Origin of the sequence: Streptomyces tailanensis, assembly GCF_008386495.1 — a bacterium.
GTDB classification, from domain to species: domain Bacteria; phylum Actinomycetota; class Actinomycetes; order Streptomycetales; family Streptomycetaceae; genus Streptomyces; species Streptomyces tailanensis.
The window spans coordinates 134,227-158,191 of record NZ_VTHJ01000013.1; the positions used below are offsets into that span (position 1 = coordinate 134,227).

At 71.2% G+C, this 23,965-nt stretch carries 21 protein-coding genes and 2 pseudogenes; 13 read left to right on the plus strand and 10 right to left on the minus strand.

Annotated features, from left to right (window positions below):
* The first annotated feature begins 8 nt into the window (after window positions 1-8).
* Window positions 9-1,166: a D-alanine--D-alanine ligase family protein gene (locus F3T56_RS13400; protein WP_149825378.1), complete on the plus strand. Its 1,158-nt coding sequence runs from the start codon at window positions 9-11 to the stop codon at window positions 1,164-1,166.
* 105 nt (window positions 1,167-1,271) lie between these two features.
* Here the strand turns inward: F3T56_RS13400 and F3T56_RS13405 are convergent, their stop codons facing one another.
* Complete coding sequence (locus F3T56_RS13405; RefSeq protein ID WP_149825380.1) at window positions 1,272-1,796, minus strand: DUF3515 domain-containing protein; 525 nt, start codon at window positions 1,794-1,796, stop codon at window positions 1,272-1,274.
* 20 nt (window positions 1,797-1,816) lie between these two features.
* Window positions 1,817-2,050 carry an Lrp/AsnC family transcriptional regulator gene (locus tag F3T56_RS13410; RefSeq protein WP_055512560.1) on the minus strand — a complete coding sequence of 78 codons (234 nt, stop codon included), beginning with the start codon at window positions 2,048-2,050 and terminating at the stop codon, window positions 1,817-1,819.
* 218 nt (window positions 2,051-2,268) lie between these two features.
* On the opposite strand from F3T56_RS13410, the gene F3T56_RS13415 reads away from it, so the two are divergent.
* Both F3T56_RS13415 and thiD read left to right on the plus strand, forming a co-directional pair.
* A complete protein-coding gene (locus F3T56_RS13415) occupies window positions 2,269-3,234 on the plus strand; it encodes a thiamine-phosphate kinase (RefSeq protein WP_149825382.1) in 966 nt (321 codons plus the stop codon).
* On the plus strand, window positions 3,231-4,034 hold the full coding sequence (gene thiD / locus F3T56_RS13420) for a bifunctional hydroxymethylpyrimidine kinase/phosphomethylpyrimidine kinase (protein WP_149825383.1): 804 nt from the start codon (window positions 3,231-3,233) through the stop codon (window positions 4,032-4,034). Before F3T56_RS13415 ends, thiD begins: the two co-directional genes overlap by 4 nt.
* Here the strand turns inward: thiD and F3T56_RS13425 are convergent.
* The 4 genes and pseudogenes from F3T56_RS13425 to rpmB form a co-directional block, all read right to left on the minus strand.
* Window positions 4,009-5,211: an FAD-dependent monooxygenase gene (locus F3T56_RS13425; protein ID WP_149825385.1), complete on the minus strand. Its 1,203-nt coding sequence runs from the start codon at window positions 5,209-5,211 to the stop codon at window positions 4,009-4,011. The two genes, thiD and F3T56_RS13425, sit on opposite strands and share 26 nt — an antisense overlap.
* A 46-nt stretch (window positions 5,212-5,257) precedes the next feature.
* Window positions 5,258-5,614: a hypothetical protein gene (locus tag F3T56_RS49695; RefSeq protein WP_342786923.1), complete on the minus strand. Its 357-nt coding sequence runs from the start codon at window positions 5,612-5,614 to the stop codon at window positions 5,258-5,260.
* A 107-nt stretch (window positions 5,615-5,721) separates the two neighbouring features.
* Window positions 5,722-5,934 (minus strand): annotated as a pseudogene (locus F3T56_RS49700) (regulator); the annotation flags it as partial.
* Between the two features lie 131 nt (window positions 5,935-6,065).
* Window positions 6,066-6,251 (minus strand): 50S ribosomal protein L28, encoded by a 186-nt coding sequence (gene rpmB / locus F3T56_RS13435; protein ID WP_003993230.1) that lies wholly within the window; start codon window positions 6,249-6,251, stop codon window positions 6,066-6,068.
* A gap of 258 nt (window positions 6,252-6,509) precedes the next feature.
* On the opposite strand from rpmB, the gene F3T56_RS13440 reads away from it, so the two are divergent.
* Window positions 6,510-8,192 (plus strand): DAK2 domain-containing protein, encoded by a 1,683-nt coding sequence (locus F3T56_RS13440; protein WP_149825387.1) that lies wholly within the window; start codon window positions 6,510-6,512, stop codon window positions 8,190-8,192.
* Between the two features lie 96 nt (window positions 8,193-8,288).
* Here the strand turns inward: F3T56_RS13440 and F3T56_RS13445 are convergent, their stop codons facing one another.
* Together F3T56_RS13445 and F3T56_RS13450 are read right to left on the minus strand one after the other, a co-directional pair.
* On the minus strand, window positions 8,289-11,243 hold the full coding sequence (locus tag F3T56_RS13445; RefSeq protein ID WP_149825430.1) for a tetratricopeptide repeat protein: 2,955 nt from the start codon (window positions 11,241-11,243) through the stop codon (window positions 8,289-8,291).
* Between the two features lie 8 nt (window positions 11,244-11,251).
* Window positions 11,252-13,126 carry an HSP90 family protein gene (locus F3T56_RS13450; protein WP_172638925.1) on the minus strand — a complete coding sequence of 625 codons (1,875 nt, stop codon included), beginning with the start codon at window positions 13,124-13,126 and terminating at the stop codon, window positions 11,252-11,254.
* Window positions 13,127-13,322: 196 nt separating this feature from the next.
* Here F3T56_RS13450 and F3T56_RS13455 point away from each other — a divergent pair, with 196 nt between their 5' ends.
* From F3T56_RS13455 to mutM, 8 genes and pseudogenes are all read left to right on the plus strand, one after another.
* Window positions 13,323-16,595 carry a helicase-related protein gene (locus tag F3T56_RS13455; protein WP_149825391.1) on the plus strand — a complete coding sequence of 1,091 codons (3,273 nt, stop codon included), beginning with the start codon at window positions 13,323-13,325 and terminating at the stop codon, window positions 16,593-16,595.
* Window positions 16,596-16,675: 80 nt separating this feature from the next.
* Window positions 16,676-17,266, plus strand: a pseudogene (gene rsmD / locus F3T56_RS13460) (16S rRNA (guanine(966)-N(2))-methyltransferase RsmD); the annotation flags it as partial.
* 29 nt (window positions 17,267-17,295) lie between these two features.
* Window positions 17,296-17,775, plus strand: a complete 480-nt coding sequence (gene coaD, locus F3T56_RS13465) for a pantetheine-phosphate adenylyltransferase (protein ID WP_216372959.1) — start codon at window positions 17,296-17,298, stop codon at window positions 17,773-17,775.
* 77 nt (window positions 17,776-17,852) lie between these two features.
* The gene (locus F3T56_RS13470; RefSeq protein WP_149825397.1) at window positions 17,853-18,938 is read left to right on the plus strand and encodes an ATP synthase subunit B family protein; all 1,086 of its coding nucleotides are present in this window, start codon (window positions 17,853-17,855) and stop codon (window positions 18,936-18,938) included.
* Between the two features lie 126 nt (window positions 18,939-19,064).
* Window positions 19,065-19,709 carry a YceD family protein gene (locus F3T56_RS13475; protein WP_149825399.1) on the plus strand — a complete coding sequence of 215 codons (645 nt, stop codon included), beginning with the start codon at window positions 19,065-19,067 and terminating at the stop codon, window positions 19,707-19,709.
* 2 nt (window positions 19,710-19,711) lie between these two features.
* Window positions 19,712-19,885: a 50S ribosomal protein L32 gene (rpmF, locus tag F3T56_RS13480; RefSeq protein WP_003951102.1), complete on the plus strand. Its 174-nt coding sequence runs from the start codon at window positions 19,712-19,714 to the stop codon at window positions 19,883-19,885.
* A 19-nt stretch (window positions 19,886-19,904) separates the two neighbouring features.
* Window positions 19,905-20,723, plus strand: a complete 819-nt coding sequence (gene rnc, locus F3T56_RS13485) for a ribonuclease III (RefSeq protein ID WP_149825401.1) — start codon at window positions 19,905-19,907, stop codon at window positions 20,721-20,723.
* 212 nt (window positions 20,724-20,935) lie between these two features.
* Window positions 20,936-21,796: a bifunctional DNA-formamidopyrimidine glycosylase/DNA-(apurinic or apyrimidinic site) lyase gene (gene mutM, locus F3T56_RS13490; RefSeq protein ID WP_149825403.1), complete on the plus strand. Its 861-nt coding sequence runs from the start codon at window positions 20,936-20,938 to the stop codon at window positions 21,794-21,796.
* Here mutM and F3T56_RS13495 read toward each other — a convergent pair.
* Both F3T56_RS13495 and F3T56_RS13500 read right to left on the minus strand, forming a co-directional pair.
* Complete coding sequence (locus F3T56_RS13495; protein WP_246203602.1) at window positions 21,769-22,209, minus strand: winged helix-turn-helix transcriptional regulator; 441 nt, start codon at window positions 22,207-22,209, stop codon at window positions 21,769-21,771. The two genes, mutM and F3T56_RS13495, sit on opposite strands and share 28 nt — an antisense overlap.
* Window positions 22,210-22,299: 90 nt before the next feature.
* Window positions 22,300-23,253, minus strand: coding sequence for a CAP domain-containing protein (locus F3T56_RS13500; RefSeq protein WP_149825405.1), 954 nt, complete (start codon window positions 23,251-23,253; stop codon window positions 22,300-22,302).
* A gap of 203 nt (window positions 23,254-23,456) precedes the next feature.
* Here F3T56_RS13500 and F3T56_RS13505 point away from each other — a divergent pair, with 203 nt between their 5' ends.
* Entirely contained in the window at window positions 23,457-23,738 is a 282-nt protein-coding gene (locus tag F3T56_RS13505; protein ID WP_149825407.1) for an acylphosphatase, read from the plus strand.
* Window positions 23,739-23,965 lie beyond the last annotated feature (227 nt).

Below are 23,965 nucleotides of genomic sequence, written 5' to 3' on the forward strand. Positions count from 1 at the left end.
AACGCGATATGAGCACCGAGAACCTCCCCCAGAGCCCTGAGCAGCCGTCCCGCAAGCCGCGCGTGGCCGTCGTCTTCGGCGGCCGCAGCTCGGAACACGGGATCTCCGTCGTCACGGCCGGCGCCGTCCTGCGGGCCATCGACCGGACGAAGTACGACGTCCTGCCGATCGGCATCACCCGGGACGGCCGTTGGGCGCTCACCGCCGACGAACCGGAGCGCATGGCGATCACCGACCGCCGTACGCCCGAGGTCGAGGAACTCGCGGAGTCGAGGGACGGCGGCGTGGTGCTCCCCATCGACCCGGCCAACCGCGAAGTCGTCTACAGCGAGCCCGGTTCGGTGCCCAAGGCGCTCGGCGAGGTCGATGTCGTCTTCCCCGTCCTGCACGGCCCGTACGGCGAGGACGGCACCCTCCAGGGCATGCTGGAACTCTCCGGCGTCCCGTACGTCGGCTCGGGCGTCCTCGCCTCGGCCGTCGGCCAGGACAAGGAGTACATGAAGCGGGTGTTCACCTCCTTCGGGCTCAAGGTCGGCCCGTACGTGGTGATCCGGCCGCGCGAGTGGCAACTCGACGAGTCCGCCGCCCGCAAGAAGATCATCGACTTCGCCGGCGAGCACGGCTGGCCCCTCTTCGTGAAGCCGGCCCGCGCGGGCTCCTCGATCGGCATCACCAAGGTCGACGACCTGTCGGGGCTGGACGAGGCGATCGCGGAGGCCCAGAGCCACGACCCGAAGATCCTCGTCGAGGCGGCGCTGCGCGGCCGCGAGATCGAGTGCGGGGTGCTGGAGTTCGAGGACGGACCCCGCGCCTCCGTCCCCGCCGAGATCCCGCCGCCGGACGCCCACGCCTACTACGACTTCGAGGCCAAGTACATCGACTCGACCCCGGGCATCGTGCCGGCACCACTGACGCCGGAGGAGACCGCGGAGGTCCAGCGCCTGGCGGTGGAGGCCTTCGACGCGGCGTCGTGTGAGGGTTTGGTGCGTGCCGACTTCTTCCTCACGGAGGAGGGCGAGTTCGTGATCAACGAGATCAACACGCTGCCCGGTTTCACGCCGATCTCGATGTACCCGGCGATGTGGAAGGCGAGCGGGATCGAGTACCCGGAGCTGGTGGACAGGTTGGTGCAGGCGGCGCTGCACCGCTCGACAGGGCTCCGCTGAGGAAACCTAAGGGGCGCGGGGCTGTATCGATTTGCGGCTCCGCCGCGTGGGCGCGACCAGCCACCAACGGTCCGCAGCCTCCAGACGGCCTTCTGAGGCAACCGCTTAGGAAGCAATACCTTCAGGGATCGCCTTCTTGATCGCCGGCGCCAGCCCCACAAGGATCGGCGACGTGTCCTCCCCGGCCCTCTCCGCCGGCACCGTCACCTCCACGTACGCGGAGCGATTGGCGGTGGTGAAGCGGTACGACCCGTCGTCCCGCTTCTCCATCAGCCAGTCCACCCCGTTCACCGCCCCGGCGACCGCGTCCGCGTCGCGGCCCTCGGCCACCCCGGGGTCGACCATCTTCGGCGGCTGGGGCACACCACAGCGCAGTATGATCGCCGGGCTGCCCCAGCCCGCCGTCAGCGGCGAGGCGGGCTCGGGGTCCCGGCGGTCCCGGCCGTCCACCTTCCGCGGCAGCGCTTCATCCAGGTTCCGGCACAGCTTCGTGACGGCCGCGTCCGGGCTGGGAACCGCCGCTGATCCGCCGTCGTCTGCTGAGGAGCAGCCCGCGACGGCGATCAACAACGACCCGGCGAGGACGGGCAGCCCGAAGCGAGCGGCGTGCCGGTGGCGCAAGGAGTTCACCGGCCAAGGGTAGACGGGGGCTACAGGTGCACGACCGGGCAGGTCAGGGTGCGGGTGATGCCGTCCACTTGCTGGACCTTCGCGACCACGAGTCGGCCGAGGTCGTCGACGGTGTCGGCCTGCGCGCGCACGATGACGTCGTACGGGCCCGTCACGTCCTCGGCCTGGATGACCCCAGGGATCTTGCTGATCGTGTCGGCGACGGTCGACGCCTTGCCGACCTCCGTCTGGATCAGGATGTACGCCTGTACCACGGAACCTCCAGGGCGGCCACGAGGATCATGTGGGGAAAAGGAACGCCACGGTATCGCGTCGTCACGCGCCACGGGGAGACCCGTGGAGGCCGCGCCGCACACACCGGGGCGCGGGGGCGACGGAAGTCGACGGTCGACGCGACCGTACCGAGGACGAGAACCGCTCGCGACCGGGCGCGGGCGACACTGGAAGCGGCACAAGAAGGGGCGATACGACGATGAAGGGCACCGTGGGAGAGCTGGGGGAGTTCGGGCTCATCAGGGAGCTCACCTCCCGGCTCACCACCACCCCCGCGGTCCGGGTCGGCCCCGGCGACGACGCCGCCGTGGTGGCCGCGCCGGACCGCAGGGTCGTGGCGAGCACCGACCTGCTCCTGGAGGGGCGGCACTTCCGCCGGGACTGGTCCACGGCGTACGACGTCGGGCGCAAGGCGGCCGCGCAGAACCTCGCGGACATCGCCGCCATGGGCGCCGTACCCACCGCGCTGCTCCTCGGCCTGGTCGCGCCCGTCGAACTCCCGGTGACCTGGGCGACCGAACTCATGGACGGCCTGCGCGACGAGTGCCAGGTCGCGGGGGCGGCCGTGGTCGGCGGTGACGTCGTACGCGGCGACACCATCATGATCTCCATCACCGCGCTCGGTGATCTGCGCAACCACGAGCCCGTGACCAGGGGCGGAGCCCAGCCCGGCGATGTCGTGGCCGTCACCGGCTGGCTCGGCTGGTCCGCGGCCGGGCACGCGGTGCTCTCGCGTGGCTTCCGCTCGCCGCGCGCCTTCGTGGAGGCCCACCGGCGCCCGGAGCCGCCGTACCACGCGGGGCCGGCCGCCGCCGCCCTCGGCGCGACCGCGATGTGTGACGTGAGCGACGGGCTGATCGCCGACCTGGGGCACATCGCGGAGGCGAGCAAGTGCCGGATCGACATCCGCTCCGGCGAGATCGACATCCCCTCCCAGATGAACGACATCGGGCAGGCCGTCGGCGTCGACCCGATCCAGTGGGTGCTCACCGGGGGCGAGGACCACGCGATCGTGGCGACCTTCCCGCCGGACGTGAAGCTGCCCGCCCGCTGGAAGGTGATCGGCGAGGTCCTCAACCCCTCGGCGCTGCCCCAGGTGACCGTGGACGGGGCGCCCTGGACGAGCAAGGGCGGCTGGGACCACTTCGGGGACATCGAGTCGTGAGGCTTCCCAGGGTCCTGACGGTGGCGGGCTCCGACTCCGGCGGCGGGGCCGGGATCCAGGCCGACCTGAAGACGATGCTCGCGCTCGGCGTGCACGGCATGAGCGTGATCACGGCCGTCACCGCGCAGAACTCCCTCGGTGTGCAGGGCGCCTGGGAGCTGCCGGTGGAGGCCGTCCGCGCCCAGTACCGCAGCGTCGTCGACGACATCGGCGTCCAGGCGGTCAAGACCGGCATGCTCGCCTCCGCCGAACTCGTCGAGGCCGTCGCGGAGTTGCTGGCCGGCACGGACGCGCCGATCGTCGTCGACCCGGTCGGCGTCTCCAAGCACGGCGACCCGCTGCTCGCCGCGTCCGCACTGGACTCCCTACGGACGCGGCTGCTGCCGGTGGCGACCGTCGCGACCCCGAACCTGGACGAGGTCGCCCAACTGACCGGCGTACAGGTCGAGTCGGAGGCCGGGATGCGCGCGGCGGCCTCGGCCGTGCTGGCGTACGGGCCCCGATGGGCGCTGATCAAGGGCGGCCATCTGCCGGGGGAAGCCGTCGATCTGCTGACCGACGGCTCCGAGGAGCACTGGCTGCGGGCCCCCCGCCACGACAACCGGCACACGCACGGCACGGGCTGCACCCTCGCGTCCGCGATCGCGTCCCAGCTGGCGAAGGGCCAGTCTGTGCCGGAGGCCGTGGCGGTGGCCAAGGAGTACGTCACCGGGGCGATCGCCGCCGGGTTCGCGCTCGGTGGGGGGATCGGGCCCGTGGACCACGGATGGGCGGTCACACGGGGTACTCCGGCAGTTTGATGTTCGTCGCCGCCTTCTCGGTGAGCCGCTTGAAGAAGGCCGCCAACGAGCGGGAGGCGAGGAGCCGGTACATCCGGTCCCGGCCGCGGATCCGTCGCTCGGTGGGCGGCGCGAAGAACGGGCCCGCGTTGCCCGAGATCTTCTGGCAGCCCTTGGCGAAGTCCCGGATCCGCGCCTCGTACGCGGCGAACGCCGTACGGTGGTCCCCGCCCGCCAGGGCCAGTTCACCGGCCAGGACATACGCGCCGACGATCGCCACACCGGTGCCCATGCCGCCCATCGTGGCGCCGTACCCCGCGTCGCCCAGCAGCGCCACCCGGCCCTGGGCGAGCCGGTCGACGTGGATCTGGGCGATCGCGTCGAAGTACAGGTCGTCGGCCGCCTCCAGCGCCTTGAGGACGTTCGGCCCCTCCCAGCCCATGCCCGCGAACCGCTCGGCGAGGATCCGCTTCTGGGCGGCGATGTCCTGGCGGTCGTACGACAGCCGCTCGGACCGGAAGACCAGCAGCGCGACCGCGCGGTCCGGGTCGTCGCCGTAGTTGCCGAGGGCGATCGCCCGGCCGGGCTCGCTGTAGACCCGGCCGGCGCGGTTCAGGCCCAGGTGGTTGGGGACGTCGAAGCCGGCCACGTAGTGGTCGAAGAAGCGCAGGTGGCGGGATTCGTCGCCGAAGACGAGGCCGCGGGTGTGCGAGTGGAGGCCGTCCGCGCCGATCACCAGGTCGAAGCGGCGGGGTTCGCTGTTGTCGAAGGTGACGTCGACGCCGTGGGGCGTGTCGGTGAGCGTGGCGATCGAGTCGCCGAACACGTAGTCGACGCGGTCCCGGGTGCGCTCGTACATGATGCGGGCCAGCTCGCCGCGGAAGATCTCCACGTCGCCGCTCATCATCTCCGCCGGCAGGTCCACCTTCGGGGAGCCGTCCGCGTCGACGACGATCTGCCGGCCCATGTGGGTCTGCCGGGCGTGGATCTCGTCCCAGATGCCCATCTCGGTCAGCACCTTCCGGTGGACATGGCCGCGGAAGTCGACGGCGAAGCCGCCCTCGCGCAGGGCGGGCGCCATCTCGGCGGCGACCCGGGCGCCGTACCGGACGAGGTTCAGGGCGAGCGCGGGTCCGGCGACACCGGCGCCGGAGATCAGGACGGAGAGGTGGCTGAGATCGTGCGTCGTGTTCGTCATGCACGGCAGCTTCGGCCGGGGCGCTGACCGTCCGCCTACCGTCCGCCTACCGTTCGCTGACCGCCGCTGACCCGAGGCTGCGGCCCTGGTCGAAGGCCTTGTCGTAGGCCTCCGGCGACAGCTGGGCGCGCACGTCCCGCTCTGTGCGTACGACATCGGGGTCGCCCTCGATGCGGGCGCCCCGCAGGGCCGTGGCCGCGCCGAGGAGTTCGGCGGCGCGCTCGGGGGAAGGGGCGACGGAGGCCAGCGCCTCGGCGAGGTCGGCCAGTACGAGGCCTCCGGGCGAGTCCAGGGCGTGGGAGCGGGGCAGTGCGGTTCCGCGCCACAGGGCGAGTGCCTCGCGCAGCCGCGCCGCCGCCTGCGGATGATCCCCGGCGGCGGCGCGGTACGCCCTTCCCCGCACAGTCGCTCGAAGAGGTGGGCGTCGACGGCGTCGGGCGGGGTGATGATGCGGTAACCGGCGGGCGTGGCCTCGATTGCCGTGTGCGCGGTGTGTGGCCCTAGGCGCCTGCGCAGGCGGGAAATCTGGGACTGCAGGGCGCCCGCGGCTCCGGCGGGCGGCTCGGCGCCGTACAGGCCGCCGGTCAGGCGCTCGGTGGAGACCGAACGGCCCGCGTCGAGGAGCAGCAGCGTCAGGAGGGCGCGGGGGCGGGGTCCACCGGGGTCCACCGAAGTGCCGTCGTCGGCACGTATGTCGAGGGGACCGAGGATGCCGAACCGCATTCACGGGATTCTGTCAGCACAGGGAGGGCGCGGGCACGACGGGTACGTGCGGGCACGGCAAAAAGCCGGCCCACTGTTCAGTGGACCGGCTCTGTGCAGCGAACCAGCAGTGGCCGCGCGCTAGCTGAGCGTCAGCGCGAGACCTTGCCGGCCTTGATGCACGAGGTGCAAGCGTTCACGCGCTTCGGCGTCCCGCCCACCACGGTACGCACACGCTGGATGTTCGGGTTCCAGCGGCGGGACGTACGGCGGTGCGAGTGCGAGATGTTGTTGCCGAAGCCCGGCCCCTTGCCGCAGACGTCGCAGTTGGCAGCCACGGGTCACTCCAAAGACTTCAGATGCACTTACGGTTGATCCCGGCACGCCGGGATCGAGATCGCAGGATCAGAGATCTGAGTGGCGTTGCCGGGGGAATGGCCCGATCTGGATCGGGCAACCGGAGCAGCATACAACGGCTGCGCCAGTAGAACGAAACTACCATGGCTGCTCAGGGCCCTGTTCCCGGCCCTCTTCCGGTGGACACCCACCCTGGGTCTACGCTGCGTCCCACGTTCGGGCAGCTCAAGGAGGCGCAGGTGGCGCAGGTGCCGCAGACATTCTTCGATGCTCTCGCGGTGCGCACCTGGTGCGGTCTCGCGCTGGCGGCGCTCGGGCGGGCGCGCGAGGAGATCGACGCGATCAACGTCTACCCCGTCGCGGACGGGGACACCGGCACGAACCTCTACCTGACCATGGAGTCGGCTGTCACGGCGGTCGAGGCCGTCTTCGCGGGCCACGAGGCCGGCGACGGGGCCACCGGGAAGCCCACGCTGGCCGACGCCGCGCGCGCGATGGCGCACGGCGCTCTGATCGGCGCCCGGGGCAACTCCGGGACGATCCTCGCCCAACTGCTCCGGGGCATGGCCCAGGTACTCGCCGACGACGGTGAGGCGGCCCACACCGACGGCCAGGGCCTCCGGCTCGCCCTTCGCCACGCCGCCGACTCCGCCCGCGACGCCGTCGCCCACCCCGTCGAGGGCACCGTCCTCACGGTCGCCTCCGCCGCGGCCGACGCGGTCACCGGAGCCGAGGGCGACTGCGGCGCGGTCGCCCGGGCCGCCTACGAGGGCGCGGGCAAGGCTCTCGCGGCCACCCCCGGGCAACTGGCCGTCCTGGCACGCGCGGGCGTCGTGGACGCGGGCGGACGGGGCCTGGTGGCCGTACTGGCGGCGCTGGTGGAGACGTTCACGGGAGAGGCGCCGAAGGTGGTGGTGGCCGGTGCCAGTGCTCGTGTGGGCGTGGGTGTCGACGCCGCGACGGACGTGTGTACGGACGACCGGTCCGAGCCCGGCGGCCCCGCCTTCGAGGTGATCTACCTCCTGGAGGCCGACGACGCGGCCGTGGCCCGGCTGCGCACACGGCTCGACGCGCTGGGCGACTCGCTCGTGGTGGTCGGCGGGGACGGGCTGTGGAACGTCCATGTGCACGTCCACGACGCCGGAGCCGCCGTGGAGGCCGGCGTCGAGGCCGGGCGGCCGTACCGGATCCGGATCACGCACTTCGGGGCCGAGGACGCCCACATGACCGGTGCGGCCGGGCGACCGCCGCGGGAGCGGGCCCAGCGCGCCGTCGTGGCCGTCGTACCGGGGGAGGGGCTGGCCGCGCTGTACACCGAGGCCGGCGCTACCGCGGTGCTGGCCCGCCCCGGGGAGCCCCCCGCCAGCGGGGAGCTCGTGGAGGCCGTACGGCGTGCCCACGCGCGCGAGGTGGTGCTGCTGCCCAACGACGCGGACCTTCGCCACACGGCGGCCGCCGCGGCCGAGCAGGCCCGTACCGAGGGCGTACGCGTCGCCCTCATCCCCACCCGCTCGGCGGTCCAGGGCATCGCCGCCCTCGCCGTCCACGAGCCCGACCGCCGCTTCGACGAGGACGTCGTCTCCATGACCTCCGCGGCCGGCGCCACCCGCTACGGCGAGGTCGTCATCGCCGAACGCCAGTCCTGGACCATGGCCGGCATCTGCCAGGCCGGCGACGTCCTCGGCCTCATCGACGGCGACGTCGCCGTAATCGGCGACGACATCACGAGTACGGCCGTGACCGTCGTCGACCGCATGCTCGCCGCAGGCGGCGAGATGGTCACCCTCGTCCTCGGCGACGAGGTCCCCACCGACGTCGCGGACCACGTGGAGACACGGGTACGGGAGTCCTACCTGGCGGTGGACACGGTGGTGTACCGGGGCGGCCGCCAGGGAGCGTTGCTGTTGATCGGGGTGGAGTAGCTCGAACGAGGGTGTTTGTGGCGCGGAAGAGCTCGGGGGATGGGACGGGTAAGGGGCGGCGGGGGCGAGAAAACCAAGGGCTCCCCCCGGTGCCGCTCAGCTCTCCTCGCCCGCCCCCACCACCTCCAACATCCGCTCCGCCTCCGCCCGCCGCGCCACCGCCACCTCGTCATCCCGCCCGGCGGCATACGCGGACAACACCCCACGCGCGCGTGCCCCCGCCGCATCCCCTCGCCCCAGATCCGCCTCCAACCACCCCGCGGCAAGCTCAGCCCCACAACGGGCATCAAGAAAGTCCACCCCGAGCGACCCGTACACCGCCACCGCCCGCCCGACGAACTCCAGCGCCTCCTCGAACACCGGCCGGAACTCGGAGAGCTCCGCGTCCCCGGCCACCGACCGCGCGAGCAGATCCCCGAACTGCCGATACGTCTCACCGAGTTCCGCGACGATCCGCCGCCGGTTCTCCTCCCCGACCACGTCCGACAGCGCCGCCTCGCACCCCAGCACCGCGTCACCCATCAACTCCCGGGCCGCGTCCAGTCCCGCCCCCTCCTGCGCCGCGTACCACGCCCGCGCGCGCAACGCCCGGACGTACCCGTGGACGTTGCCGAGCTCTCCCCAGAGGTCGCCCGCGCGCTCGTAGGCCCGGTCGGCGTCGGCGGGCAGCCCCGCGCGGGCGAGGGCCTCGGCGGCGAGATGGGCGAGCATGGCGTGGTCGCGCTGCTCCGGCCAGTGCCGGGTGATGTCGGCGGCCCGAAGCCACCGCTCGGCGGCCTCGCGGTGTTCACCGAGCTCGGTGTGGCAGTCACCGAGCCACCACAGGGTCTGCGCGACCGCCCCCTCGCCGTGTGTCTCGGCGGTGAGATCCGGCAGCGCCGACTCCAGTACCTCCGCGGCCTCCGCCCACCGCCCCTGCCGCAGCAGGAACCCGCCGAGCAGATGCCGGGCCCAGGAGCCGAGCGTCCGGCTCTCACCGGCCTCGTCGGCCCAGTGCGCCGCCTCCAGGGCGTGCTCCGCGGCCGCCTCGACGCGGTCGCCGGCGCCCAGGACCTCGGCCAGCTGGGCATTCAGCTGGGAGCGGCCCACCGGGTCCAGCTCCGTGCCGCCGTGCTCCAGCGCCGCGCGGGCCGCCCGCTCGGCCGTCTCCAGGTCCCCGACCTGCTGCGCGACCCCGGCCAGCCGTGCCTCGTACTGCACCGCGAACCAGGGCAGCCCGGCCGTCACGTACCGCTCCGCGCCCTCCGCGAACAGCTCGGCGGCCGCCTGGGCGTCCCCGCGGCGCTCGGCCAGCTCCCCGAGCAGCGCCCGCGCCTCCGCCGCCCGCGAGGCCAGCCGTACGTCGTCCGCGCGGTGCGGCTCGACGAACTCCGCCAGCTCCCGCACGGCCGCGTCGGCGGCGGCCACCGCGTCCGCGTCCGCCGTATCCCCGGTGCCGTCCATCTCGTGCATCCGCTGCACGAGGATCCGCGCCCGCCCGACCAGCACGGACGCCGTCTGCCGTACGCCGGTGGCGTCGGCCTCGTGGAGGGCGAGGACCTTCTCGTACGGCCCGGAGATCAGCTCCAGGGCCGTTTCGACGCGGCCGTTCAGGGCGTGGACCGTGGCTCCACGCGCGCGTGCCGCCAGCGCCTCGCCCGGGTCGCCGGCCTCCTCGTACAGTTCGGCCGCCTGCTCGAAGAGGGTGGCGCCCTCGGGGCCGAGGCCGATCGCCCGGTGGTCGACGACCTCCGCGCGGTCGTAGGCCGTCAGCTCGGCAGCCCGGCCCTCGGCTTCCGCGGCACGGGCCACGGCGGCCCATGCCGCGACGGAGTCGGGGTGCAGGGACTCGGCGAGCCGCCGCGCCTCGGCGAGCAGCCCGGCCAGGTCGCCGGGGGCCGGTGCGCTCCCCGCGGCCTCCGTCCGCTCGGCCGCGGCGGGCTGCCGGGGCGCGGGAACCGGTGCCGTACGCGTCGCACGCACCCCCAGCGGCAGCCGGTCCAGCAGTGGCTGCTGGTCCATACGCTCCCGGGCGACCGTGCTGACGTACGCCGTGCCGTTGCGCTCGTCGAACAGCGCGGCCAGGGAAAGGGCCTCCTCGCGCGCGTGGGAGGCCAGTTCGCGGGCGGTCCAGGTACGGTCGGCCGGGCCCGGGACCGTTTGATCGCCGAACCCACGGGCGACCAGGCGGTCCATGAGCAGGGCCACCACACTCATGAAGTCCAGCTTGCTGCGCGGGTCCCCGGAGTCCGTGAAGTACGCCGGACGCTCGGCCAGCAGCTCCAGGCCGCGCGCCTCGTTGCCGGACAGGGCGCAGAACTCCACATGGTCCGCGTACGCGCCCCGCATGCTCTCCATGGCCCGCACCAGCCGGAAGCCGCGCAGATGGTGGGCGCGGGCCTCGTCCACACGGCCCAGGCGCAGCAGCGGCACCAGGGACGACGCCAGGACGGTGTGCGGCTCGTGGGCGCACGCGTACCGGCCCTCCAGGACCGGCGCCCACAGCTCCAGTGCCTCGGCGTCCCTGCGCAGCCGCGCCCGCCACCAGCCCTGGCCGTGCAGCTCGCACGCGTGGCAGTCGGCCATGCTGTCCCGGTCGGCGGCGAGCCACGCCTCGTACGCCCGCTCGGTCCGCGCCAGATCCCCGATGTGCGCGGCCACACTGAACTCCGCGCTGCGCACGGCCCGTTCGGAGTGCCCGGCGAGCCGGTAGCGGTGCTCCATCTCGCCGAGCCACTTCTCGATCGAGGCGAGCGGGATGTGCGGCTGGTTGAGCATGCCGGCCGACATCCACTTGAAGACCCAGTGCAGGGAGTGGATCTCGTACTCGTCGAAGTCCTCGGGGCGCTCGTCCCACATGCGCAGCAGACGCGCGAAGGGGACGAACATCTTGTCCTTCTCGGAGCTGTAGTTGTAGACCTTCAGCTGGTGTCCGAGCGCCTCGATCACGGCGAGCGGGATGGTCAGCTTCTCCGCCTCCGCGAGCAACTGCTCCGCGCGCGCGTTGCGGGCGGGACCTTCCGGCTGCTCGTAGTTCTCCGCCATGGCGCGGCGCAGATCGTCAAAATCCATGACGTCACTCACTTGCGGCCGTCCTCCCCCGTGCCCGTCTCACCGTGGGTGGCCCACTCCAGCAGGCCGATGAACGCCCGGTTCAACAGCGCCGAGTCCGCGGGCCTGAGCGGGCGTTGCGCCATCAGCAGGGCCTGCCCGTAGAGGGACTCGGTGGCGGTGCCGATCAGCTCCGGATCGTTCAGGGAACTGATTCGCCGGATCAACGGGTTGAGATGGTTGAGCACCAACCGCGCGCGGGGGGCACTGCCCCGAAGCGAGCCGAGGATGCCCGCCCACAGATCGTCGGCCCGCTCCTCCGCCTCCGCGCGAGCCTGCTCGTGCCGGGAGGACCGGTCGTCCAGGTGCAGCGCGGGCACCGACAGCGGATGGAACGCCCGCAGCACCACATCGCACCCCAGGGGGTCCAGCTTCGCCCGCGCGGCCGACAGGAAACCCGTCAGCGCCAGCTCCTCGTCCGGGTCCGGCGTGTCCAGATGCGCGGTCACCGTGTCGGCGTCCAGTTCGGCGACCACCGTCCCCGGCCGCACCGACGGCAGCGCCTCGACCAGCTCGCTGTCGTACGTGTAGCCGCCGTTGACGACCCCGACACCCTGCGCGGAGGCGATCGGCGCGACCTGGCGGTACTCCTCGACCGTCCGCGTGAAGTGCACCACCGGGTGCCGCTGCGCGAACTCCTCCAGGGACAGCCGCCCGTCGGTCGTCTCGAAGGGCAGCCACGGCAGCATCGTGCGCAGCATCCCCCTGTCGTGCCGCGCCAGGGACTTGACCCCCAGGTAGTGCACCGACAGGAAGGCCGCCAGCCGCTCCGGATCACCCGCGGCGAGCCCGGTCAGCCAGCCGCGAATCCTTTCGCCCAGCGCCTCCCGTACGGCCGCCAGGGTCTCGTCCTCGTACAGCGACTCCCGCGACGCCGTGGGCCGCAGGCTGTCCGTGTCGAGGACACAGCGCACGAAGAACGCCCAGTCCGGCAGCAGCTGTTCGGCCCGCTCGGTGAGCAGCATGCCCTTCAGATGCACCCGATGACTCGCCCGCTGGGCCGGGCTGACGGCCGACGGCAGGACGTACGCCACGCCCCGGATCGCGGCCAGCGGCACGTCCAGCTCGATCGCGTCCAGCGGAGTGAACCCGAACAGGTCGTGACAGTGCCGCGCGAGGGCCACCCTCCGGGTGGTGGGGGAGGGGTACGCACGGTCCCAGGGCGCGGGCAGATCGGTGACCGCCTCGTCGCCCACCCGGACGTCGTACGGCAGCAGCGACCCGAAGTCCCGGGCCAGCGACAGCACGCGCGCGTGGGAGAGCCATTCGGCCGCGCCGGGCCGCGCGACCAGGTGCACCGTCGTGCCGGGCTCGGGGCGCGCCTCGTCGGGCAGCGTCCGCACGGTGTACGACCCGTCGTCGGTCGCCGTCCACTCCACGGGCGGCGCCCCGGGCGTACGGGCGCTGCGGCTGACCACCCGGATGCGCTCGGCGACCACGAAGCACGCCAGCAGCCCGATGCCGAACTGCCCCAGAAAGTCCGAGCGGACCTCCTGGAGCCCGTCGGCGATCCCGTCGGCCCGCTTGGAACTGCGGCCGATCGTGGCCAGCAGATTGTGCACATCGGACTCGGTGAGCCCCACGCCGGAGTCCTCCACCCGCAGCGCGCCGCCCGCGGCGAACAGCCGCACCCGGGCGGGCGCGTCGGGCTCCTCGGCACGCCGCGCGGTGATCGCGTCCACGGCGTTCTGCAGCAACTCCCGCAGGTAGACCTTCGGACTGGAATAGAGGTGGTGCGAGAGGAGATCCACCAGGCCACGCAGATCGACCTGGAACGTATGAGGCGACTGGGAAGACTGAGGTGTCCGGGGTGCCTGGGATGACTGTGAGGTCATTGAATCCATCGTCGCAGCGCCGGTGGGGTGGGATTCTGGCGACGGCGGCGGGGTCGGGCGGTCCCGCGAGACGGTGACCGCGGACGGGGGGCGGTACGGACCCTGACACTGCTGGGCCCGGGAGTGCGTCATCCTAGGCCCGAACGACCCGTCTGACCAGCAGATTTCAAGGACGTATACGGGATTGTCAGTGGGTTGGTGTGCAATGGATCTCGTGCCCGCGCTCGAAGAACCGCTCAAGAACACGCTCGGCGCCGCCACCGCGAAGGTGATGGCCGAGCACCTCGGCCTGCACACCGTCGGCGACCTGCTGCACCACTACCCGCGCAGATACGAGGAGCGTGGCCAGCTCACCCACCTCGCCGACCTGCCCATGGACGAGCACGTCACCGTCGTCGCCCAGGTCGCCGACGCCCGACTGCACACCTTCGCCTCCGCCAAGGCGCCCCGCGGCAAGGGCCAGCGCCTCGAAGTCACCATCACCGACGGCAGCGGCCGCCTCCAGCTCGTCTTCTTCGGCAACGGCGTGCACAAACCCCACAAGGAGCTCCTCCCCGGCACCCGCGCCCTCTTCGCCGGCAAGGTCTCCGTCTTCAACCGCCGCCTTCAACTGGCCCACCCGGCCTACGAACTCCTGCGCGGCGACGACGTCTCCGAGACCGTCGACACCTGGGCCGGCGCCCTCATCCCGATCTACCCGGCCACCGCCAAGCTGGAGTCCTGGAAGATCGCCAAGGCCGTCCAGACGGTGCTCCCGAGCGCCCAGGAGGCCCTGGACCCCCTGCCCGACTCCCTCCGCGCGGGCCGTGGCCTCGTCCCCCTCCCCGAGGCCCTCCTGAAGATCCACCGCCCCCACACCAAGGCGGACATCGACTCCGCCCGCGACCGCCTCAAGTGGGACGAGGCCTTCGTCCTCCAGGTCGCCCTCGCCCGCCGCCGCCACGCCGACGCCCAACTCCCCGCCGCGGCCCGCAAACCCACCCCCGACGGCCTCCTCACCACCTTCGACGCCCGCCTCCCCTTCACCCTCACCGAGGGCCAGCGAAAGGTCTCCAAGGAGATCTTCGACGACCTGGCCACCGAGCACCCGATGCACCGCCTGCTCCAGGGAGAGGTCGGCTCGGGCAAGGCCCAGCCTCTCGACTCGCTGGTGCTCACTCCCGCCGGTTTCCGCCGGATGGGGGACTTGAGCGTGGGGGACGAGGTTGTCGTGCCCGACGGGGAGATTGCGCTGATCGACGGCGTCTTCCCGCAGGGAGAGCGCGATGTCTGGCGGCTGGTCCTGTCCGACGGCAGCTCTGTCGAGTGCGACGACGAGCATCTCTGGATCGTCGGTACGAGCTGCGGGTGGCACCGGGGGCAGGAACCCAAGGTCATGACCACTCGGGAGGTCCGTCTCGATACCTTCAAGGCGAACGGATCCTCAAAGTGGTACATCCCGGCCGCAACCCCCGTCGACCTCGGAGACGATTCAGGACTGCCGTTGGATCCGTACCTGTTCGGCCTCCTCCTGGGGGACGGCTCGTTCCGCCACAACCTGCGTTTTTCCACGATCGACGAGGAGATTCGAGATGCCGTGGCAGCCGCGGTCGCGCCGGAATGCCGACTGGTGCCGGTAAAGGGCTCCGGCTGCGACTACACGATCCAGCTGACGCAACGTGCTGGCGGCGTCCGCAACCCCGTGATCCAGACGCTGCGCGACCTGAACCTGTGGGGCCTCACGCCACATGGGAAGTTCGTGCCGGACGACTTCAAGAACACGTCGGTCAAGAACCGTCTGGCCCTGCTGCAAGGCATTCTGGACACGGATGGCACTGTGCAGGCGGACGGTCTGAGCATCTCGCTCTGTTCTGCCTCGCGCAGGCTGGCGGACGACGTCGCCTGGCTCGTGCGATCGCTGGGTGGCCGTGCACGAGTTCTGCCGAAGCGAGCCGCATTCAATGTCTCGGTCGCCCTGCCTGAGGAACACGCGCCGTTCCGGCTGACCCGCAAGGCCGACCGCGTACGGGCTCGGCCGAAATACAGCACGTTTCGACGTGGAATCCGGGCCGTCGAGCATGTGGGCCGCAAGCCGGTCCAGTGCATCAGCGTCGCCCACCCGAGCCACGCCTACGTCACCGACAACTTCACGGTCACCCACAACACCATGGTGGCCCTGCGCGCCATGCTCGCCGTCGTCGACGCCGGTGGACAGGCCGCGATGCTCGCGCCCACCGAGGTGCTCGCCCAGCAGCACCACCGGTCGGTCACCGAGATGATGGGCGAGCTGGCCAGTTGGGGGCTGTGGCGCGAAGCGCCTCCGCAGAAGGGCGGTGGTGGGAGACGGGAGGGAGGGATGCTGGGCGGGGCCGAGCACGCCACCAAGGTGGTGCTGCTCACCGGTTCGATGGGCGCCGCGGCCCGCCGCCAGGCCCTGCTCGACCTGGTCACCGGCGAGGCCGGCATCGTCATCGGCACCCACGCGCTGATCGAGGACAAGGTGCAGTTCCACGACCTGGGCCTGGTCGTCGTGGACGAACAGCACCGCTTCGGGGTGGAACAGCGCGACGCGCTGCGCGGCAAGGGCAAGCAGCCGCCCCACCTCCTCGTCATGACGGCCACCCCCATTCCGCGCACGGTCGCCATGACCGTCTTCGGCGACCTGGAGACCTCGGTCCTCGACCAACTCCCCGCCGGCCGCTCACCCATCGCCAGCCATGTCGTCCCGGCCGCCGACAAACCCCACTTCCTCGCCCGCACCTGGGAGCGGGTCCGCGAGGAGGTCGAGAACGGCCACCAGGCATACGTGGTCTGCCCCCGCATCGGCGATGAGGAGGACGACCCGAAGAAGGCCAAGAGGTCCCCCGAGGACGAGGCCGAGAAGCGCCCACCCCTCGCGGTCCTCGACGTCGCCGACCACCTCTCCAAAGGCCCCCTCAACGGCCTCAAGGTCGAGGTCCTGCACGGCCGTATGCACCCCGACGACAAGGACGCCGTGATGCGCCGCTTCGCCGCCGGCGAGACGCACGTCCTGGTCGCCACGACAGTCATCGAGGTCGGCGTCAACGTCCCCAACGCCACGGCGATGGTCATCATGGACGCCGACCGCTTCGGCGTCTCCCAGCTCCACCAGCTCCGCGGCCGGGTGGGCCGAGGCTCGGCAGCGGGCCTGTGTCTCCTGGTCACAGAGATGGCCGAGGCCAGCGCGGCTCGCCAACGCCTCAACGCCGTCGCCTCCACCCTCGACGGCTTCGAACTCTCCCGCATCGACCTGGAACAACGCCGAGAGGGCGACGTCCTCGGCCAGGCCCAGTCCGGCGCCCGCACCAGCCTCCGCATGCTGGCCGTCATCGAGGACGAGGAGATCATCGCGGAGGCGCGGGAGGAGGCGACGGCGGTCGTGGCGGCCGACCCGGACCTGGAGCGCCTGCCGGGCCTGAAGACAGCGCTGGACGCCCTGTTGGACGAGGAGAGGGAACAGTACTTGGACAAGGGCTGAGGGCAGCCGCCCCGCTATCTAGGGGCGCGAGGCCCCTCCCACCTGCCAAACTGGACCCATAGTCGCCCCTCGACCAAGGACCCAAGATGACCCGCGTGATCGCCGGCGCCGCCGGCGGACGGCGCCTCTCCGTGCCGCCCGGCACCGGAACCCGCCCCACCTCCGACCGCGCACGCGAGGGCCTCTTCTCCACCTGGGAATCCCTCCTCGGCGGCCCCCTGGACGGCGAACGGGTCCTCGACCTCTACGCCGGCTCCGGCGCCGTAGGCCTGGAGGCCCTCTCCCGAGGCGCCGCCCACGCCCTGCTCGTCGAGGCCGACGCGAGAGCGGCCCGCACGGTCCGCGACAACGTCAGATCGCTCGGCCTCCCCGGCGCCGAGGTGAGGTCGGGCAAGGCGGAACAGATCATCCAGGGCCCGGCCCCGGAGAAGCCGTACGACCTCGTCTTCCTGGACCCTCCGTACGCCGTCACGGATGACGATCTTCTAGAGATTCTCCTCACACTCCGTACGGAGGGCTGGCTCGGCGACGAAGCCCTCGTCACCGTGGAGCGCAGCACCAGAGGCGGCGAATTCCGCTGGCCGACCGGTTTCGAAGCGATCAGGTCCCGTCGCTACGGCGAGGGAACGTTTTGGTACGGTCGCGCCGCCTCCACGTGCGAAGACGCATGATGACCGGACCGAAGAGCGAGGGATCCCAAGTGCGCCGAGCCGTCTGTCCGGGGTCGTTCGACCCCATCACCAACGGACACCTCGACATCATTGGCCGCGCCTCCAAGCTGTACGACGAGGTCTACGTCGCCGTGATGATCAACAAGTCCAAGAAGGGCCTGTTCGAGGTCGAGGAGCGGATCGAGCTGATCCGCGAGGTCACCGCCGACTACGAGAACGTACGGGTCGAGGCCTTCCACGGCCTCCTCGTCGACTTCTGCAAGCAACGCGACATCCCCGCCATCGTCAAGGGCCTGCGCGCGGTCAGCGACTTCGACTACGAGCTGCAGATGGCCCAGATGAACAACGGCCTCTCCGGCGTGGAGACCCTCTTCGTCCCCACCAACCCCACCTACAGCTTCCTGTCCTCCTCCCTGGTCAAGGAGGTCGCGACCTGGGGCGGCGACGTCTCCCACCTGGTGCCCCCGCTGGTCCTCCAGGCCCTGAACGAGCGTCTGAAGCAGGACTGAGGGGACGGCGGTCGTCCGCTGGCCGTACAGTCGACCCGACCGTCTCCAACACAGCTGTAGAGAGTGGCGAGCACACGGTGGACGTGCAGAAGAAGCTCGACGAGATCGTCTCGGTCGTCTCCGGCGCCCGGGCCATGCCCATGTCGGCCTCGTGCGTGGTCAACCGCGCCCAACTGCTCTCGCTGCTCGAAGAGGTGCGCGCGGCGCTGCCCGACTCCCTCGCCCAGGCGCAGGAGCTGATCGGCGACCGCGAGCACATGGTCGAGCGGGCCCGGCTGGAGGCCGAGCGGATCATCGAGACCGCGCACGCCGAGCGCGGCTCCCTGATCTCCGACACCGAGGTCGCCCGCCGCTCCCAGAACGAGGCCGACCGCATCCTCACCGAGGCCCGCCAGGAGGCCGAAGAGGTCCGCGCCGAGGCCGACGACTACGTCGACTCCAAGCTCGCCAACTTCGAGGTCGTCCTCACCAAGACCCTCGGCTCCGTCGGCCGCGGCCGCGAGAAGCTCCTCGGCACCGGCCCCGGCCTCGACGAACAGGGCTACGAGGACGAGGACGCCCCCGAGCGCAGCCACGACCCCGAGACCCTGCGCCGCGACGCCGACGCGTACGTGGACGCCAAGCTCGGAGCCTTCGAGGCCGTCCTCGCCAAGACCCTGGAGGCCGTCGGCCGCGGCCGGCAGAAGCTCCACGGCCGGATCGCCACCGACGACCTCGGCGCCCTCGCCCTGAACGACGACGGCACTTCCCCGCAGCCCACCAGCGACGCCGACTACCTGGCCGAGCTCGCCGCGCTCTCCGACACCCCCGCCCAGCGGTCCTCCGCGGTGCCGGAGCAGTCGTCGTACGGTCGGCAGCAGGACGCGTACCAGGCGACGGCGTACCAGCAGGATCCGTACGGCGGCTACCAGCAGCAGTATGCCCAGCCCCAGCAGGCGGCCGACCCCTACGGCTACCAACAGGCCGATCCGTACGCGGCCGGCTACCCGCAGCAGCCCTCGTACGACCCGAACCAGGGACACCAAGGGCATCAGGAACAGCAGGGGCAGCAGGGGCAGCAGGGGTACGCGCAGCCCCCGGCCAATGCCCTCGACGAGACCAGCCTGTTCGACACCACCATGATCACCGCGGAGCAGCTGCGTCGCTACGAACAGGGCCGCTGACAGCGGATTGGGCCGAGAGCGAAAGGTCCAGTATCCTGGCTCTTCGGTCGCGCGTACATCCGCGATCAACGCTGCCCGGGAAGCATCGAAGGGCGGCATCCCAGAGCTTCAAGATCGAAAGCAGGAATGGCCCTGAACGCCCGCCTCGACCACCGCAACCCTCTCGTGTTCGACACACACGAGCTGGGGCGGCGTCCTGGCGCGCTGCAGCGCCTAACCCGTGAGATCGACGCTCCCAAGGACCTCGGGATCCAGGGAGTGATCGGAGTGCCGGAAGGCGCGCCGGTGGGGCTCGAACTCCGCCTGGAGTCGGTCATGGAAGGTGTGCTCGTCACAGGCACCGCCCGTGCCAAGGCCGAGGGGGAGTGCGTAAGGTGTCTGGAGCCGCTTGAGCTGGAGCTCGATGCGGACTTCCAGGAGATGTTCTCGTACCCTGACGCCGACGACCGGGGCCGCCCCAAGGCGGAGCCGGCCGACGACGCCGAGGAAGACGAGGACAGGCTCTTCATCGAGGACGGCCTGTTCGACCTCGAACCCGTGCTGCGGGACGCGGTGGTGCTCGCACTGCCGATGCAGCCGGTGTGCCAGGACGACTGCCCCGGCCTGTGCTCCCAGTGCGGAGCCCGGCTCGCGGACGACCCGGACCACCACCACGACGCCGTCGACATCCGTTGGGCGGCACTGCAGGGACTCGCCGGTTCACTCGAAGATGGCGAGAAGGACGAGATGAGCGGCGCCGAAGCTGGCGTCGACGAGAAGCAGGAGAAGTAGCCGTGGCTGTTCCGAAGCGGAAGATGTCGCGCAGCAACACGCGCCACCGCCGGTCGCAGTGGAAGGCTGCGGTCCCCACCCTGGTTGCGTGCGAGCGCTGCCACGAGCCCAAGCAGCAGCACATCGCGTGCCCGTCCTGTGGCACCTACAACAAGCGCCAGGTCCTCGAGGTCTGAGCGGCTGGTGAGAGGCTTTATGTCTGACGCCAAGGCGGAAACAAGCGCCAAGAAAAAGGCGGAGAACACGGCCTCGTCCCACACGCTTCTGGAAGGGCGGCTCGGCTACAGGCTCGAGTCCGCCCTTCTGGTGCGCGCGCTGACCCACCGTTCCTACGCGTACGAGAACGGCGGCCTGCCCACCAACGAGCGCCTGGAGTTTCTCGGAGACTCCGTCCTCGGCCTCGTGGTCACGGACACGCTGTACCGCACCCACCCCGACCTGCCCGAAGGCCAACTGGCCAAGCTGCGGGCCGCGGTGGTCAACTCTCGTGCGCTGGCGGAGGTGGGCCGCGGGCTCGAACTCGGCTCCTTCATCCGGCTCGGCCGCGGTGAAGAGGGCACGGGCGGCCGGGACAAGGCATCCATCCTCGCCGACACCCTCGAAGCGGTGATCGGTGCGGTCTATCTCGACCAGGGCCTGGACTCGGCGGCGGAGCTGGTGCACCGCCTGTTCGACCCGCTGATCGAGAAGTCCTCGAACCTCGGAGCCGGCCTGGACTGGAAGACCAGCCTCCAGGAGCTCACCGCGACCGAGGGGCTCGGTGTGCCCGAGTACCTGGTCACGGAGACCGGCCCCGACCACGAGAAGACCTTCACAGCTGCCGCCCGCGTCGGAGGCGTCTCGTACGGCACCGGCACCGGCCGCAGCAAGAAGGAAGCGGAGCAGCAGGCGGCCGAGTCCGCCTGGCGCGCGATTCGCTCCGCGGCGGACGAGCGCGCGAAGGCGGCCGCGGCCGCAGCCGCGGCCGCAGCCGAGGCCACCGCCGACACACCTTCGGACACCGCGTCGGCCTGACCTGGACGACACCCCCTGAACGCTTTCCAGCTCGGGGGGTGGTGCCGTGTGGCGGCCGCGGGTTGTGGTGGGTTGCTCGCGCAGTTCCGCGCGCCCTAAAAGAACTGGGGGCGCCCCCCCGGTTTTTAAGGGGCGCGGGGAACTGCGCGACCAGCCCCCACTCACCCGCACCCAACAACGAACCCCGCCCCGCCAAACCTCCGGAGGATCCCATGCCAGAGCTTCCCGAGGTCGAAGTCGTGCGGCGAGGGCTGGAGCGGTGGGTGGCCCGCCGGACGGTCGCCGATGTGGAGGTCCTGCACCCGAGGGCGATCAGGCGGCATCTCGCCGGGCCGGACGACTTCGCGCACCGGCTCAAGGGGCACCGGATCGGTGAGCCGAGCCGGCGCGGCAAGTACCTGTGGCTGCCCGTGGAGGACAGCGGGACGGCCGTCCTCGCCCACCTCGGGATGAGCGGCCAGCTGCTCGTGCAGCCGCACGACGCGGTTGACGAGAAGCACCTCAGGATCCGCGTACGGTTCGCGGACGCCCTCGGTACCGAACTCCGCTTCGTCGACCAACGCACCTTCGGGGGACTGTCGTTGCACGACACGATCCCCGACGGCCTGCCGGACGTCATCGGCCACATCGCCCGCGATCCCCTCGACCCGCTGTTCGACGCAGAGGCCTTCCACCAGTCGCTGCGGCGGAAGCGTACGACCATCAAACGGGCCCTGCTCGACCAGTCGTTGATCAGTGGCGTCGGCAACATCTACGCGGACGAGGCGCTTTGGCGCGCACGAGTCCACTACGAGCGCCCGACCGCCGGTTTCACGCGCCCCCGCACCACCGAACTCCTGGGCCACATACGGGACGTGATGAACGCGGCCCTGGAAGTCGGCGGCACGAGCTTCGACAGCCTGTACGTCAACGTCAACGGCGAGTCGGGGTACTTCGACCGCTCACTCGACGCGTACGGGCGGGAGGGGCTGCCGTGCCGACGCTGTGCCACGGGGATGCGGCGGCGCCCCTGGATGAATCGGTCCAGCTATTACTGCCCGGCGTGTCAGCGGGCGCCGCGCGTCTCGTCGTAGCGCTCGCGTGCCCGGAGGACGTCCTCCATGCGGTCCTCCACACAGTGGATGAGGGACAGCAGGCGCTCGGCGACCTCGCGGCCGAGCGGGGTGAGTGTGTAGTCGACGCGGGGCGGGTTGGTGGGCTGGGCCTCGCGGTGGACCAGACCGTCGCGCTCCAGGGCGTGGAGGGTCTGGGAGAGCATCTTCTCGCTGACGCCGTCGACCCGTCGGCGCAGCTCGTTGAAGCGGAGCGTGCCCTCGTGCAGCGCGCAGAGCGTGAGACCGCCCCAGCGGCCGGTGACGTGCTCCAGGGTGCCCCGGGACGGACAGTTCCTGGCGAACACGTCGAAGGCCAGGTCGTCGAGGTTCGGACCGTCCGCGCCCGCGGCGGCCTGCGCGGGCGTCACGGCGGTCTGCGCGGCTGATTCCATACGTCGAGGATACTCCGGCACAGCGCTAACCAGAAGGTTGCACTAACTAAAGGTTAGCGCCCGTGGTGTGTGAGCCTGGCAACCGAAGAACTAGTAACCGAAGTCCTGCGTCCACCAGGGCCCCCCGTCGGCCATGTGCACACCGACACCGAGGGTCTTGAAGTCGCAGTTCAGGATGTTCGCGCGGTGGCCGGGGCTGTTCATCCAGGCCTCCATGACCGCCTCGGCGGTGGCCTGGCCGCGGGCTATGTTCTCGCCGCCGAGGCCGATGATCCCGAGGGCGGCCGCGCGGTCCCACGGGTCCAGGCCGTCGGGGTCCGTGTGGTCGAAGAAGGCTCGCAGTGCCATGTCCTCGCTGAACGCCTGGGCCAGCTTCGCCAGCGTGCTGTTCGCCGCGACCGGGCTGCAGCCCGCCTTGGCCCGCTCCTCGTTGACCAACTGGAGGACCGCCGCCTCGGCCTGGGTCTCCGAGGAGATCTCCGCCGGGGAAGTGGTCTTTTTCCCCTTGGTGGGCTCGGGCTTCGGCTTCTTGGTCTTCTTCGAGCCGGAGCCCTTGTCCGCTTCTTCGGAGGGCGTCTTGGACGGCGTGGGCGTCTTGGTGGACGGGCTGGCCGAAGGCGAGGCCTCGCGCTGGGAGTCGCGGCTGGTGGACTCGTCCTCGCGCTCCTCGGCGGCGCCGTCCGTACCGCCCTGCTGTGCCGCCGCACCCGTCGGCGAGCCGACCGGTACCACCGTCTCGGGGGTGCTGCCACCGCTGACCGTGTACTTGCCGCCGCCCGGCAGCACACCTGTCGCCACCGCGACGGTGCCGAGGGCCACGGCGGCGGAGACACCGAGCAAGCCGGTCTTCACGGGCGTGACGGCCTTCTTCTTACGGCGGCGCGAACCACCGGAACGCGACGCCTCCCGGGCGTCGGCCTCCAGGACCGCGGCAAACCCGTACAGGTTCTCCGGGCCGTAGTGCGGCTCCGGGCCCGTATCGGTGACTCCGGTGGCGCGGCCCGTGGCGGCGCGGCCGGCGGCGGAGCGTCGGTGGCGTCCCATGTACTGGCCTTCCTCGTCCTTGCGGTGTCCTGCGGTCAACGTTGGGAGTCATCGTCAGGACTGTCGTCAACGTTGTGATCGTCGTCTTCACGAACCTCACACGAACGAGTGAGTTTCATATGAGATTCATTGGGTCGGGACGGTACAGCATGGCGCCAGGGGAGGGAGGGGCCTGGGAGACATTGGCCCGTTAACGTGCAGGCATGAGCGAGGATGTACGGCTGGTCGCCTGGGTGCGCGGACGGGTGCAAGGTGTGGGTTTCCGCTGGTTCACGCGGGCCAGGGCGCTGGAGATCGGCGGGCTGAGTGGTTTTGCTCTCAATTTGGCCGACGGGCGCGTACAGGTGGTCGCCGAGGGTACTCGCGAGGCCTGCCAAGGGCTGCTGGACTGGCTCCAGGGCGACGACACGCCCGGGCGCGTTGACGGGGTCACCGAGATCTGGGACACACCCCGAGGGGGTTACGACGGCTTCGCCGTCCGCTGACCGGCTCTGTGGAGCGAGGCGAGCAACAGCGGAGGCGTGAGCCACTGGCATATGTCAGCGGCATGCACAAACCAGAAATGTGCTGGTGGTTGCCAACAATGCGCTGTCATGGCAGTCTCCCGCGACAAGGCCGGTCATCCGCTCCGCCGACCACGAGAGATCCCGGAAATGCCGCAGCGCCCCCCGTCGAGGGCCGCGCGCCACCGGGGTGCCCGCCAATGCGGGGC

Excerpts from the sequence above, each read along its gene's own strand:
- F3T56_RS13400 (WP_149825378.1), top strand. The coding sequence starts at position 9 with ATGAGCACCGAGAACCTCCCCCAGAGCCCTGAGCAGCCGTCCCGCAAG.
- F3T56_RS13415 (WP_149825382.1), top strand. The coding sequence starts at position 2,269 with ATGAAGGGCACCGTGGGAGAGCTGGGGGAGTTCGGGCTCATCAGGGAG.
- F3T56_RS13425 (WP_149825385.1), bottom strand. The coding sequence starts at position 5,211 with ATGACGAACACGACGCACGATCTCAGCCACCTCTCCGTCCTGATCTCC.
- F3T56_RS13445 (WP_149825430.1), bottom strand. The coding sequence starts at position 11,243 with ATGGATTTTGACGATCTGCGCCGCGCCATGGCGGAGAACTACGAGCAG.
- F3T56_RS13450 (WP_172638925.1), bottom strand. The coding sequence starts at position 13,126 with ATGGATTCAATGACCTCACAGTCATCCCAGGCACCCCGGACACCTCAG.
- F3T56_RS13455 (WP_149825391.1), top strand. The coding sequence starts at position 13,323 with ATGGATCTCGTGCCCGCGCTCGAAGAACCGCTCAAGAACACGCTCGGC.
- F3T56_RS13475 (WP_149825399.1), top strand. The coding sequence starts at position 19,065 with ATGGCCCTGAACGCCCGCCTCGACCACCGCAACCCTCTCGTGTTCGAC.
- rnc (WP_149825401.1), top strand. The coding sequence starts at position 19,905 with ATGTCTGACGCCAAGGCGGAAACAAGCGCCAAGAAAAAGGCGGAGAAC.
- mutM (WP_149825403.1), top strand. The coding sequence starts at position 20,936 with ATGCCAGAGCTTCCCGAGGTCGAAGTCGTGCGGCGAGGGCTGGAGCGG.
- F3T56_RS13495 (WP_246203602.1), bottom strand. The coding sequence starts at position 22,209 with ATGGAATCAGCCGCGCAGACCGCCGTGACGCCCGCGCAGGCCGCCGCG.
- F3T56_RS13500 (WP_149825405.1), bottom strand. The coding sequence starts at position 23,253 with ATGGGACGCCACCGACGCTCCGCCGCCGGCCGCGCCGCCACGGGCCGC.
- F3T56_RS13505 (WP_149825407.1), top strand. The coding sequence starts at position 23,457 with ATGAGCGAGGATGTACGGCTGGTCGCCTGGGTGCGCGGACGGGTGCAA.